Annotated in this window: 10 protein-coding genes and 1 tRNA gene; 7 read left to right on the top strand and 4 right to left on the bottom strand. The window is 65.9% G+C overall.

The window, feature by feature from the left end:
- Nucleotides 1-222 precede the first annotated feature (222 nt).
- A tRNA-Ser gene (locus tag ACYUME_RS07490) sits at nucleotides 223-312 on the top strand.
- 108 nt (nucleotides 313-420) lie between these two features.
- Here the strand turns inward: ACYUME_RS07490 and ACYUME_RS07495 are convergent.
- Entirely contained in the window at nucleotides 421-2,553 is a 2,133-nt protein-coding gene (locus ACYUME_RS07495) for a TonB-dependent siderophore receptor (RefSeq protein ID WP_460418463.1), read from the bottom strand.
- A 339-nt stretch (nucleotides 2,554-2,892) separates the two neighbouring features.
- Complete coding sequence (locus ACYUME_RS07500; protein ID WP_460418464.1) at nucleotides 2,893-3,270, bottom strand: hypothetical protein; 378 nt, start codon at nucleotides 3,268-3,270, stop codon at nucleotides 2,893-2,895.
- Between the two features lie 439 nt (nucleotides 3,271-3,709).
- Here ACYUME_RS07500 and ACYUME_RS07505 point away from each other — a divergent pair, with 439 nt between their 5' ends.
- Genes ACYUME_RS07505 through ACYUME_RS07525 form a run of 5 tightly spaced genes read left to right on the top strand, consistent with a single transcriptional unit; the run spans nucleotide 3,710 to nucleotide 10,014 of the window.
- Nucleotides 3,710-5,167: a serralysin family metalloprotease gene (locus tag ACYUME_RS07505; protein WP_279886182.1), complete on the top strand. Its 1,458-nt coding sequence runs from the start codon at nucleotides 3,710-3,712 to the stop codon at nucleotides 5,165-5,167.
- 52 nt (nucleotides 5,168-5,219) lie between these two features.
- Nucleotides 5,220-5,597 carry an AprI/Inh family metalloprotease inhibitor gene (locus tag ACYUME_RS07510; protein WP_460418465.1) on the top strand — a complete coding sequence of 126 codons (378 nt, stop codon included), beginning with the start codon at nucleotides 5,220-5,222 and terminating at the stop codon, nucleotides 5,595-5,597.
- Nucleotides 5,598-5,641: 44 nt separating this feature from the next.
- Nucleotides 5,642-7,363 (top strand): type I secretion system permease/ATPase, encoded by a 1,722-nt coding sequence (locus tag ACYUME_RS07515; protein ID WP_460418466.1) that lies wholly within the window; start codon nucleotides 5,642-5,644, stop codon nucleotides 7,361-7,363.
- Complete coding sequence (locus tag ACYUME_RS07520; RefSeq protein ID WP_460418467.1) at nucleotides 7,360-8,652, top strand: HlyD family type I secretion periplasmic adaptor subunit; 1,293 nt, start codon at nucleotides 7,360-7,362, stop codon at nucleotides 8,650-8,652. Before ACYUME_RS07515 ends, ACYUME_RS07520 begins: the two co-directional genes overlap by 4 nt.
- A gap of 9 nt (nucleotides 8,653-8,661) precedes the next feature.
- Nucleotides 8,662-10,014, top strand: a complete 1,353-nt coding sequence (locus ACYUME_RS07525; protein ID WP_460418468.1) for a TolC family outer membrane protein — start codon at nucleotides 8,662-8,664, stop codon at nucleotides 10,012-10,014.
- A 58-nt stretch (nucleotides 10,015-10,072) separates the two neighbouring features.
- On the opposite strand, the gene ACYUME_RS07530 is transcribed toward ACYUME_RS07525, so the two are convergent.
- On the bottom strand, nucleotides 10,073-11,272 hold the full coding sequence (locus ACYUME_RS07530) for an MFS transporter (RefSeq protein WP_460418469.1): 1,200 nt from the start codon (nucleotides 11,270-11,272) through the stop codon (nucleotides 10,073-10,075).
- 108 nt (nucleotides 11,273-11,380) lie between these two features.
- Between ACYUME_RS07530 and ACYUME_RS07535 the strand changes: the two genes are divergently transcribed.
- Nucleotides 11,381-12,259 carry a LysR family transcriptional regulator gene (locus ACYUME_RS07535; RefSeq protein WP_279889007.1) on the top strand — a complete coding sequence of 293 codons (879 nt, stop codon included), beginning with the start codon at nucleotides 11,381-11,383 and terminating at the stop codon, nucleotides 12,257-12,259.
- Between the two features lie 153 nt (nucleotides 12,260-12,412).
- Here the strand turns inward: ACYUME_RS07535 and ACYUME_RS07540 are convergent, their stop codons facing one another.
- Entirely contained in the window at nucleotides 12,413-13,162 is a 750-nt protein-coding gene (locus ACYUME_RS07540) for a 3-oxoacyl-ACP reductase family protein (protein ID WP_460418470.1), read from the bottom strand.
- Nucleotides 13,163-13,187: the final 25 nt, after the last annotated feature.

Genomic DNA, 13,187 nt, shown 5'->3' on the forward strand with positions numbered 1-13,187 from the left:
TGACTGATCAGTCAGCGGCGAGGCTGCATGCCGTGCGCCAGCAGGGCAGGGTAGCGGGCGCGAGAAAAAGCGCTGGATACAATGGCAGCATTGCCTTGATTACCCGGACTTTTCCGCCGGTTGGCTTAAATGCATGAAAATTCTGAAAAAAATGCTTGCCAAAGAAAAACGCATCCACTAAATTAGCGCGCCTCGACAGGCTGAACGGCTTGAAGAGAAAACGGTGAAGTGTCCGAGTGGTCGAAGGAGCACGCCTGGAAAGTGTGTATACGAGAAATCGTATCAAGGGTTCAAATCCCTTCTTCACCGCCACATTCTGCGAAAAGCCCCCGAATCGAAAGGTTCGGGGGCTTTTTGTTTGCCCTGATTACACGCAGTCCCTGTGGGAGCGGGCAAGCCCGCTCCCACAGGGACTGCGACTCAGAAGCTGACCGAGGCCGAGAGCCGTGCGGTGCGCGGCGCACCCTGGAACAGGTAGTTGTCGCCCAGGTAATCGCCCACATCGCGCCAGTAGCGCTTGTCGAAGACGTTGTCCACGCTCAGGCGCAGCACGGTGTCGTAGCCGCCGATGTCGGTGCGGTAGCGGCTGCCGATGTCGAACACGGTGTAGCCACCGACCTCGACATTGCCCGCCTGGCTCGCGTACTTGCTGGCGCTGTAGCGGGCGCCGCCGAGCAGGGCCAGGCCGGGGATGGGCAGGGCGTAGTCGGCCTGCACGGCGGCGCGCAGGCGCGGCACGTTGATCGCTTGGTGGCCTTCGTAGGTGTCGGTGTCGCTGTTCTGCACCCGCGCGCGGATCGCCGCGGCGCTGGCCTGGATCTGCAGCTTCGAGGTCACCCAGCCGCTGGCGCCCAGCTCGAGGCCGGTGTTCTTCTGTTGGCCGGACTGCACGTAGGTGAAGCTGCCGTCACCTTCCGGGCGGGCGTACTGGTAGGCCTGGCGGATCTGGAACAGCGCGGCGCTGAAGCTCATGTCCTGCCAGTCGCGCTTGATGCCGACTTCGAGCTGGCGCGACAGGGTCGGGGCGAGGATTTGCGAGGCGTTGCTGGCGAACCAGGGCGCCGTGCCACCTGCGGACAGGCCTTTCGAGTAGCTCGCGTAGAGCGTGGTGTCGGCGCGTGGCTTATAGATCAACGCGGCGTTCGGCAGGAGCTGGTATTGCCGGGTGTGACGGTCGGCCTCGCCGGTCTCTTTCCAGGTTTTCTCATCCAGGCGCACTTCCCGGGCACCGATCACGGTCTGCCAGTTGTCGTTGAAAGTGATGCGGTCGCTGACGAACAGGCCGTACTGGCGGCTGTCCAGGCGGCGTTCGCTGGCGCCGATCGGTCTGCCGGAGGGCTCCAGGGCGGGCGCGCCGGTGTGGATGTTGCCGGTGCCCAGCCACTCGTTGTAGTACGGGCGTTGATCGAGCGTGCGACGCTGGGCGCTGGCGCCAACCGTCAGCTCATGGCCGACACCCAGCGCATCGAAGCGTCCATCGACCATGGCCTGCGCTTCGTCGATCCGGCGGGTGTCGTCGGGGCTGCGGAAATCATAGATGTCGTAGTCGCCGTTGGCGCCGAAGAAGGCCCCCTCGCTCGAGCCCCAGGCGAACGCACTGTAGTCATCGATCACCACCTTGCTGCGCGAAGCGCTCAAGGTGCCGTTCCAGTTGTCGTTGAACTGGTACTTGAAGCGTCCGCCCAGGTTCAGCGAGTCGTTTTGCACCGGCTTGGCCCATGACTGCCAGGCCAGGTGGTCCTTGGGGTCGACGCCGTGGGGCAGTTGGCTGCCGCCGAGCAATTGATATCCCGGCACCGAATACTGTTCGCGGTGCTGGTATTCGGCATCCAGTTCCAGCACGGCATTGGGGTTGATCTGCCAGTCCAGGGCCAGCGAGGCGAAGTCGCGCTTGCCGTCGGCATGGTCGACATAGGAGCGGATGTCTTCATGGGCCAGGTTCACCCGCAGGCCGAACTGGCGCTCGGCGCCGAACCAGCCGCCCAGGTCGGTGGCCAGGTAGCGCTCGCCCTGCTCGTTGCTCGATACACTGATGCTGCGCACGTCCTGCGGGCGCTTGGTCACGTAGTTGACCAGCCCGCCGGGTTCCGAAACGCCGCTCTGCAATCCCGACAGGCCCTTGAGCAGCTCCACCTGCTGCTTGTTCTCCAGCGCCACGTTCTGCTCGCCGGCGATGGTCTGGCCGTTGACCCGGTAGCTGCTGGCGGCGTTGAGCTCGAAGCCGCGCACGTTGAAGTTCTCGTAGTAGCCGATCGGTGCGTAGCTCTCGCCCACCGAGGCATCGCTTTGCAGCACTTCGCTGAGCTTGCGCACCTGGCGGTCATCGAGCAACTGGCGGCTGAACACGCTGACCGAGGCGGGGGTGTCGAGCAGCGGCGCGCGGTGCAGGCCGCCGACCTGGGCCTCGCGTGCCTGGTAATCGGTGTCGTCCTGGACTTGCGAGATGCGCACGGGGGCCAGGGTCACGCTGTCGTCGGCCAGGCCCTGGCCACTGTGCAGGGCCAGGCCCAGGCTGAGCAGCCCGAGAGGTAGGCGGGGGCGAAGCGGGGTCATGCAAGGCTCCTTGAAAAGCGGACGCGCCGTTATCGCTCGGCAGCTGTCGGGCAGGCAAAAAGGCGCCATGTTAGCAGGCTGCCAAGGGCGGGATTCGATGTTTCAGGTGAGGGCAGTCGCAGGCCAAGCGCAAATCCTGCTGGCAAGCGCCCAGCCCTCCGGGCTGCGCGGACCCTGTGGGAGCGGCTTTAGCCGCGAAGCAAGCGACGTGGTGTGTGGCACCGGCCGCGCCGGTGTTCGCGGCTAAAGCCGTTCCCACAGGTTCTGCCCAATCAGCAAGTCATGTGCAGTTCCATTGAGAGCCGGCTTATTGTCAGAACGAACGACGCGCTCGCCGATTCAGGCCGCGGCCGGTCGCTGCTGCCGGCGCCAGCTGTCGTCGATCTTCGACCAGGTCTTGCCGTCGGTGATGGCCAGCAGCTTGCGGCCATCCTTGAAGGTGGCGAGGAAGGTGACCTCGTCCTCCTTGCCGCCAAGCAACAGGCCGGCGAGCAGGCCGACCGGGCCGGCCACCAGGGCGCCGGCCACGCCCCAGCCCAGCGCACCGCCGAGGCTGCGGGTGGATTCGAGGTTGGCCAGCTTCAGGTCCTGGATGCGCGTGAGCGAGATGCGCTCGCCGGGCGAGGGGCTGCGTGGGGTCTTGAGTGTGAGCGCTCCATTGCGATACTCGCCTTCACCTTGCAAGAAATCGCCGGATTGCACCGTGAGCCTTGTCATCGTGTCGTCCTGTCAGGAAGGGGCTTTGACCAACGCCTAATGAGCGCCCGGGGCGAGGGCAAGTCAACGGCCAGGCGACGGAGGGTCATGTGACGTGTTGTCGCGCCACGCTGGCCAAAACGAGAGGGGGTTTGGCAAGTACAGCCGGCAGTCGCTTTTTCATAACTAAACTTCGAGTTGATATATATAAAACTCGGCAGTCATGACTGGCACTAATGGTTTCGCCCGTTGCCACTGATCCATCTCAGTTTGCGCAAATAAGTGCGGTGCAGTCGTTTTTTCGAAAACGAAAAAATGGCGTCAAAAAATGCTGGACAATAAGTTTCAGTTTGTGTCAGTTTTTTTGCGCCTCATAAGGGCGAGTGACAGGATGCTCTCGCCAGGTGGGAGACGCCTGTCTGACATCAACTGCTTTTTTGTACACAAGGAAGTAACCTGCATGTCGAAAGTCAAAGAAAACGCTATTGTTTCGGCCGCTTCCGTGCTGCAACCGAACGGTCCGAGTTCTTCCTACGGCCTGATCAATAGCTTTGCCCATCAGTACGATCGCGGTGGCGCGAACATCAACGGCAAGAAGTCGTTCACGGTCGACCAGGCCGCCGACCACCTGCTGCGTGATGGCGCCGCCTGGAAGGATCTGAACAAGGACGGCACCATCAGCCTCACCTACACCTTCCTGACCAAGGCACCCTCCGACTTCTACAGCCGCGGACTGGGCACGTTCAGCCAGTTCAGCGACCTGCAGAAAGCCCAGGCGAAGCTCTCCATGCAATCCTGGGCGGACGTGGCCAAGGTCACCTTCACCGAATCCGCCTCGGGCGGTGACGGCCACATGACCTTCGGCAACTTCAGCGCCAGCAATGGCGGTGCCGCGTTCGCCTACCTGCCGTTCGATCAGCCGGGTTCGCACAAAGGCGAATCCTGGTACCTGATCAACAGCGGCTACCAGGTCAACATCAACCCGGGCACCGGCAACTACGGACGTCAGACCCTGACCCACGAAATCGGCCACGTACTCGGTCTGTCCCACCCCGGCGACTACAACGCCGGCGAGGGCAACCCGACCTACCGTGACGCCGACTACGCCCAGGACACCCGTGGTTACAGCGTCATGAGCTACTGGAGCGAGAGCAACAACGGGCAGAACTTCGTCAAGGGCGGTGGCCAGTACTACGCCTCGGCCCCGCTGATGGACGACATCCTGGCGATCCAGAAGCTCTACGGCGCCAACTACGCCACCCGTGCCAGCGACACCACCTACGGCTTCAACTCCACCGCTGATCGCGACTTCTACTCGGCCACCTCGGCCTCGTCGAAGCTGGTGTTCTCGGTGTGGGACGGCGGCGGCAACGACACCTTCGACTTCTCCGGGTTCACCCAGAACCAGAAGATCAACCTCAACGAAGCGTCGTTCTCCGACGTCGGCGGCATGGTCGGCAACGTCTCCATCGCCAAGGGCGTGACCATCGAAAACGCCATCGGCGGCTCGGGCAACGACCTGCTGATCGGCAACGCGCTGGCCAACGTGCTCAAGGGTGGTGCCGGCAACGACATCATCTACGGCGGCGGCGGCGCCGACCAGCTGTGGGGCGGCAGCGGCGCGGACACCTTCGTGTTCGCCGCCGTCAGCGACTCGACCAAGGCGGCGCCGGACCGGATCATGGACTTCACCTCGGGTGTGGACAAGATCGATCTGTCGGCCATCTCCGCGTTCGCCGTGAACAAGCTGCCACTGCAGTTCGTCAACGCCTTCACCGGTCATGCCGGCGAGGCGCTGCTGACCTACGACCAGGCCACCAACCTGGGCAGCCTGTCCATCGACTTCACCGGAAACAGCTCGGCTGACTTCCTGGTGACCACCGTTGGCCAGGCCGCTGTCACCGACATCGTGGTCTGATGTACGAGGGGCGGCGCTCGCGCGTCGCCCCTTTTGCCGACGAGGCCGATGAATGAAAGCAACTGTGCGAACGATCGCGCTGGCCGCGATCTCCCTGATGTCGATGATCGAGGTAGTCATGGCGAGCAGCCTGTTACTCCCCAACGCCGCGCAACTGGCCGGCCGTTGGCAGCTTTACCCCGAACAGCAGCAAGCGCAGGCCTGTGATCTGCGTCTGGGCGCCACGGAAGGCGAAATCGAAGGTGATCTGGATTGTGCCAAGGGCCTGATAGGCCTGCGCCCCGGCAGCTGGCTGGTGACCCCCGACACCCTGGCCCTGGTGGGCGGTGACGGCAGCAGCGTGGTGCACTTCAGCCGCGAAGGCGCCCAGCGTTACGCCTGGACCACTCCGGACGGCAAGCAACTGGTGCTCGAGCGCCTCGACAAATAATCCCTGCCCGGAACTTGAAAGTTCCGGGCGAGCCAGGGCGAAACATGAAACTACCGAGCCAAAAGCCCGGGGCGCCTTTGTGGGCGGCACTCGGCGAACATAAATCAACGTTGATCAGTGTTGGCTGTTTCACCGCATTGATCAACTTGCTCATGCTGGTGCCATCCATTTATATGCTTCAAGTGTACGACCGTGTACTGAGTTCGCAGAACACTACAACTTTGTGGGTGCTCACGCTGATGGTGGTGGGCTTCTTCGTATATATAGGCGGGCTCGAAGCGGTCCGCAGTTTCATTGTCATTCGCGTGGGCAACCAGTTGGAGAAAAGTTTCAACTTGAAGGTCTATCGCGCCGCCTTCGAGCGTAACTTGCGCCAGCGCGACGGCGCCGCCGGGCAGGCCCTGGGCGATCTGACCCAGCTGCGCCAGTTCATTACCGGCCCCGCGCTGTTCGCCTTCTTCGATGCGCCCTGGTTTCCCATCTACCTGGCGGTGATCTTCGCCTTCAACGTCTGGTTGGGGGTGATGGCCACGGTCGGCGCGCTGCTGCTGATCGTCCTGGCGATTCTCAACGAACGCCTCACTCACGCCACGTTGGCCGAGGCCAGTGGCTTCCAGCAGCAATCGACGCAACTGGCCGGCAGCCAGCTGCAGAGCGCCGAGAGCATCCAGGCCATGGGCATGCTCGGCGCCCTGCGCCAGCGCTGGTACACCCTGCACGGGCGCTTCCTCGACCTGCAGAACAAGGCCAGCGACACTTCGGCGGTGATCACCGCCACCAGCAAGGGCCTGCGCCTGTGCCTGCAATCGCTGGTGCTGGGGCTGGGCGCCCTGCTGGTGATCGAGGGCCAGATGACGCCGGGCATGATGATCGCCGGCTCCATCCTGATGGGCCGGGTACTTGCCCCGATCGACCAGCTGATCGCGGTGTGGAAGCAGTGGAGCGGCGCGCAGCTGGCCTACCAGCGCCTGGACGGCCTGCTGCGCGAGCACCCCGAACCGCCGACGCCGATGCCGCTGCCGGTGCCCACCGGGCAACTGGCGGTGGAACAGGTCAGCGCCGGCCCGCCCGGGCGCAACCTGGCCACCCTGCAGCAGGTGAATTTCGCCCTGGCGCCGGGCGAACTGCTCGGCGTGCTGGGCGCTTCCGGCTCGGGCAAGTCGACCCTGGCCAAGGTGCTGGTCGGCGTGTGGCCGACGATCAGCGGTCATGTGCGCCTCGACGGCGCCGAGCTTGGCCAGTGGGACCGCGATGCCCTTGGCCCGCACATTGGCTACCTGCCACAGAACATCGAACTGCTGCGCGGCAGCATCGCCGAGAATATCGCCCGTTTCGGCGAGCTGGACGGCGTCAAGGTGGTCGAGGCGGCCCGCCTGGCGGGCGTGCATGAACTGATCCTGCGCCTGCCCCAGGGCTACGACACGCGCCTGGGCGAGGAGGGGGTCGACCTCTCCGGCGGCCAGAAGCAGCGCATCGCCCTGGCCCGTGCCCTGTACGGCGATGCCCGGCTGATCGTGCTCGACGAACCCAACTCCAACCTCGACAGCCACGGCGAGGCCGCGCTGGCCAGTGCCATCGTCCAGCTCAAGGCCCAGGGCCGCACCGTGGTGCTGGTGACCCATCGCAGCGCGGCGCTGGCCCAGGCCGACAAGCTGCTGGTGATGAACGAAGGGCGCATGCAGGGCTTCGGCCCGGCCCGCGACATCCTCCACGCCATGGGCCAGGCCCCGGCGCAACGTCCGCTGCAGGCCGGAGGTGGCGCATGAGCCAGCACACGCGCGATGCACGTTTTCATGTGCGCCTGGGCTGGCTGCTGACCCTGGTCGGTTTCGGCGGCTTCATGGCCTGGGCCAGCTTCGCCCCGCTCGACCAGGGCGTGCCGGTGCAAGGCACCGTGGTGGTGTCGGGCAAGCGCAAGGCGGTGCAGTCCATGGCGGCCGGCGTGGTGAGCCGGATTCTGGTCAGCGAAGGCCAGCAGGTGCGCCAGGGCGAGCCGCTGTTTCGCCTCGACCGCACCCAGGTGCAGGCCGATGTCGAGGCGCTGCAGGCGCAGTACCGCATGACCCGCGCCGCCCTGGCCCGTTGGCAGAGCGAGCGCGACAACCTGGGGCAGGTGCGCTTTCCCGCCGAGCTGCTCGAAGACGCCGATGCCCGCCTGACGCTGATCCTCGAAGGCCAGCGGCAGCTGTTCGACAGCCGCCGCCAGGCCCAGGCCCGCGAGCAGGGTGCCCTGGCCGCCAGCATCGACGGCTCGCAGGCCCAGTTGACCGGCATGCGCCGGGCGCGTGGCGACCTGCAGGCCCAGGCCGATTCGCTGCGCGAGCAGCTCGACAGCCTGCGTCCGTTGGCCGGTGACGGCTACATCCCGCGCAACCGCGTGCTCGAATACCAGCGGCAACTGTCGCAGGTGCAGCGCGACCTGGCGCAGAACGCTGGCGAGAGCGCGCGCCTGGAGCAGGTGATCGTCGAAGCCCGGCTCAACCTGCAGCAGCGCCGCGAGGAGTACCAGAAAGAGGTGCGCAGCCAGCTGGCCGAAGCCCAGGTCAAGGCCGCGACCCTGGAGCAGCAGCTCAACTCCGCGCACTTCGAGCTGCAGCACAGCGAGATCATGGCGCCGGCCGATGGCGTGGCGGTCAACCTTGGCGTGCATACCGAGGGCGCCGTGGTGCGGGCTGGCGACACGCTGCTGGAAATCGTGCCCCAGGGCACTGCGCTGGAGGTGGAAGGGCGCCTGCCGGTGAACCTGGTGGACAAGGTGGCGCCGCAGCAGCCGGTGGACATCCTGTTCACCGCCTTCAACCAGAACCGCACGCCACGGGTGACCGGGGAGGTGGCGCTGGTGTCGGCCGACCAGTTGATCGACGAGCGTAGCGGCCAGCCGTACTACGTGCTGCGCAGCACCGTCAGCGAAGAAGCGCTGGCGCGGCTCGAAGGGCTGGTGATCCGCCCGGGCATGCCCGCCGAGCTGTTCGTGCGCACCGGCGAGCGTTCGTTGCTCAACTACCTGTTCAAGCCCCTGCTCGACCGTGCAGGCACCGCCTTGACCGAACAATAAGGACGCCCAGTGAAGAAGTACCCACTGATCGGGCTGCTGGTCGCCTGTGCCTGGCTGCCGACAGCCACCCAGGCGGCCATGGGGCCGTTCCAGGTCTACGAGCAGGCCCTGCGCCGTGACCCGACCTATCTCGCCGCCTTCAAGGCCCGCGAGGCCGGCCAGGAGTATCGCGCCATCGGCCGCGCCGGCCTGCTGCCGAGCCTGTCGTACAGCTACAACAAGGGGCGCAACGATTCCGAGGTGCGCTACCTGGGGGATTCGCGGCGGCAGAAGGAGGACCGCAACTACGACAGCATGGGCTCGACCTTCATCCTCCAGCAGCCGCTGTTCGACTACGAAGCCTACTCGAGCTATCGCAAGGGCGTGGCCCAGGCGCTGTTCGCCGACGAAAGCTTTCGTGACCAGAGCCAGCAGTTGCTGGTGCGGGTGATGACCAGCTACACCCAGGCGCTGTTCGCCCAGGACCAGATCGCCATCAGTGTGGCCAGCAAGCAGGCTTATCGTCAGCAGTTCCAGCAGAACCAGCGGCTGTTCGACGCCGGCGAAGGCACGCGCACCGATATCCTCGAAGCCCAGGCCCGCTATGAACTGGCCGATGCCGAGGAGATCCAGGCGCGCAACGACCAGGATGCCGCCCTGCGCGAGCTGGGCGCGCTGATCGGCGAACCGGCGGTGCGGGTCGAGGAACTGGCGCCGCTGCGCGTCGGCTTCGCCTTGCCGATGGTCGACCCCAGCGGCTACGAAGCCTGGCAGGAACGCGCGCTGGCCAACAACCCACAGTTGGCGTCATCGCGCCAGGCGCTGGAAGTGGCGCGCTACGAAGTGGAGCGCAACCGTGCCGGGCACCTGCCCAAGGTGACGGCGTTCGCCACCTCGCGGCGCCAGGAGTCGGACAGCGGCAATACCTACAACCAGCGCTACGACACCAACACCGTGGGGATCGAGGTCAGCGTGCCGATCTTCGCCGGGGGCGGGGTGATGGCCTCGACCCGCCAGGCCAGCCGGCACCTGGAGCAAGCCGAGTACGAGCTCGACGGCAATACCCGCAGTGCGCTGATCGAGCTGCGCAAGCAATACAACGCCTGTCAATCCGGCGCCAGCCGCCTGCGCGCCTACGAGCGGGCGCTGGTGGCGGCCGAGGCGCTGGTGGTGTCGACGCGCAAGAGCGTGCAGGGCGGCGAGCGGGTGAACCTGGACGTGCTCAACGCCGAGCAGCAACTGGCCACCACCCGCCGAGACCTGGCCCAGGCGCGCTACGACTATCTGCTGGCCTGGATCAAGCTGCATTACCAGGCCGGGGTGCTGAGCGAGACGCAGCTGGCGCGGGTGGATGAAGCGTTCATCGATGGCAAGTCAGGCTGACCAGGTATACACAAATCCCTGTAGGAGCGGCCTTGCCGAGGCGTCGGACCGGTCGCTCCTACAGGGGGGATATCCCGGCGCTCAGGAGTTTACCCCGCCGGCGCTCGGCCAACCCCCATACCACCAGCGCCAGCACGCCGATCACCAGCCCGGCCAGCACGATCCCGTTCCAGCCATGCGCTTCGAACAATTGCGTTCCCAGCAACGACCCCAGCGCGCCGCCGATGAAGTAACAGGTGATATACCCGGCATTGAGCCGCGTGCGTGCCTCGGGCCGCAGCGCGATCACCGCGTTCTGGTTGCTCACATGGATCAACTGCACCGCCAGGTCGAGCAGCAGCACCCCCACCAGCAGCGCCAGCAGCGAGCTCTGCGCGAAGCCCAGCGGCAACCACGACAGCAGCAGCGCCACCAGTCCCACCGTGGTCCCCAGCGGGCCCTTGCCGCGATCGGCCAGGCGCCCGGCCCAGTTGGCGGCCAGCGCGCCAACCGCCCCGGCCAGGCCGAACAGGCCGATCACCGCATCGGAGTAGTGATAGGGCGCGTCGCTCAGCAGGAACGCCAGTGGCGTCCAGAACAGCGCGAACAGGCTGAAGGCCAGCAAGCCCAGCAGCGAACGCAGGCGCAGCACCGGCTCCTCGACGAACAGGCGGAACACCGAGCCGATCAGCGCCGGGTATGTCAGCCCGGCATGGCTATGGTGGCGCGGCAGGTTGCGGTACAGGGCCAGGGCGGTGATCGCCATCAGCACTGCGGCCAGCACGTAGATGCTGCGCCAGCCCCCCAACTCGGCCATGAAGCCGGCGGCGGTGCGGGCCAGCAGGATGCCCAGCAGCAGGCCGCTCATCAACGTGCCCACGGCCCGGCCGCGCTGCTCCGGCGGGCTGAGCGCGGCGGCCATCGGCACGAGCACCTGGGCCACCACCGAGAACAGTCCGGTCAAGGCGGTACCGAAGATCAACCAGGGCAGGCTCGGCGCGCAGGCGCTGATCACCAGGCCCGCGGTGGCGATCAGCACCATGGTCACGATCAGCCGGCGCTGTTCGAACAGGTCGCCCAGCGGCGCCAGCAATAGCAGCCCGGCGCCGTAGCTGAGCTGGGCGGCGATGACGATGGTGCCGGCACTGGCGGTGCTCAGGCCGAACTGCTGGGCGATGCTGTGCAGCAAGGGTTGCGCGTAGTAGTTGCTGGCCACGGCCAGGCCGGTGGCGGTGGCCATCAGCAGGATCAGGGCGCGACCGAGGGTCGGGGCGTTCATGGGCTGTCTCGTTGCAGGCAAGGTTGAATGACGACAAGTATCAGGAAGTGTCTGGCATGACGCCAATGTATAGTTTTCAACTTATCAATCTCTAAAGCAGATGGATCGATGAACCTCAAGCAGCTCGAATACGCCCTTGCCGTGGCCGATACCGGCAGTTTCACCCGCGCCGCCGAGCGCTGCCATGTGGTGCAGTCGGCGCTCAGTCACCAGGTGGCGCGGCTCGAAGCGCAGCTGGGGGTGAGCCTGTTCGAGCGCAGTTCGCGGCGCGTGCGCCTGACGCCGGCCGGCGAGGCGTTCGTGCTCAGCGCCCGGCCAGCGCTGGAGGCGACGCGACGAGTGGCCGAGGATGTGGCAGCGGCCTGCGGACAGGTCCGTGGGCGCTTGTCGATCGGTGAGATCAGTTCGCTCACCGCGCTCGACCTGGTCGATCTGCTGGCGGTGTTTCATCAACGCTTTCCGGATGTGGATGTGCGCTGGTTGACTGCCAAGAGCGAGCTGTTGATGGCCGACGTCTGCGAACGGCGCCTGGACGTGGGCTTCATCGGCTTGTGGCAGGGCGAGGTGCTGCAAGGCGTGCAGCATCGTCTGTTGGCGCGTGAGGAACTGGTGGCGGTGCTGCCGCCCGCTCATCGGTTGGCGGGCAGGGCGCAGCTGGCCCTGGCCGATCTGGCCGACGAGGTGCTGGTGGACTTTCCCGAGGGTACCGGGGCGCGCCGGCAGACTGACGAGGCGTTCCAGGCGGCGGGGTTGCGGCATCGGGTGCAGTTCGAGATCGGTCATATCCGCCTGGTGGAGAAGTTCGTTCAGCGCGCGATGGCGCTGGGGTTGGTGCCCGAGCGCATTGCCCGGGGCTTTCAAGGGGTGGCGGTGGTGCCGCTGGTGGATGCGCCGGTACGGCATCTGTACGCGGTCTGGTCGCCGAGCCCCACGCCCGCAGCGCGAGCTTTTCTCGATGTCATGGAGCAGAGCCTCCCTTCGACCTGATGCTCCCCTGTAGGAGCGGCCTTGCCGAGGCGTCGGACCGGTCGGAAAGGGCTGCACAGCAGCCCCAGGATCTCAGCTTTGACGCATGGATCGCCGGGGCCGCTGCGCGGCCCTTTCGCGACACAAGGCCGCTCCTACAGGGTATGCGGTGAATCAAGCCGCAAACCCACCATCGGCCAGCAGGCTCGCTCCGGTGATGTACCCCGCTTCAGGCCCCGCCAGGTACGCGACGAAACTGGCGATCTCGTCCGCCTGCCCATAACGCCCGATGGCCATGAGCGGAATCAGACTCTCGGCGAACTCGCCGCTGGCCGGGTTCATGTCGGTGTCCACCGGCCCCGGCTGCACATTGTTGACGGTGATCCCCTGCGGCCCCAGGTCCCGCGCCAGGCCCTTGGTCAAGCCGACCAGGGCCGACTTGCTCATGGCATAGGGCGCGCCACCGGCGAACGGCATGCGTTCGGCGTTGGTGCTGCCGATGTTGATGATCCGCCCGCCCTGGCCCATGTGCCGCACGGCGGCCTGGGTGGCGACGAACACGCTGCGGACGTTGACCGCCAGCAAGCGGTCGAAGTCGGCCAGGTCGAACTCGGCGACCGGTGCCACGGCCAGCACGCCGGCATTGTTCACCAGGATATCGAGGCCGCCGAAGGCTTTCACGGTGTCGGCCACGGCCTGCTGCACGGCGTGGCTGTCGGCGCTGTCGGCGCGCAGGGCAAGGGCCTGGCCGCCACTGCCGTTGATCTCGTCAGCCAGCGTCTGGGCGGTGGCGGTCGAGCTGACATAGGTGAAGGCGACCTTGGCGCCTTCGCGCGCCAGGCGGCGGACGATGGCCGCGCCAATGCCTCGGGAACCGCCCTGGACCAGGGCCACCTTGCCGGTGAGTGGGAATGCCTGGGACATGCTGATCTCCTGCGTTCAAGCAAGG

The organism is Pseudomonas sp. microsymbiont 2, from assembly GCF_054788395.1.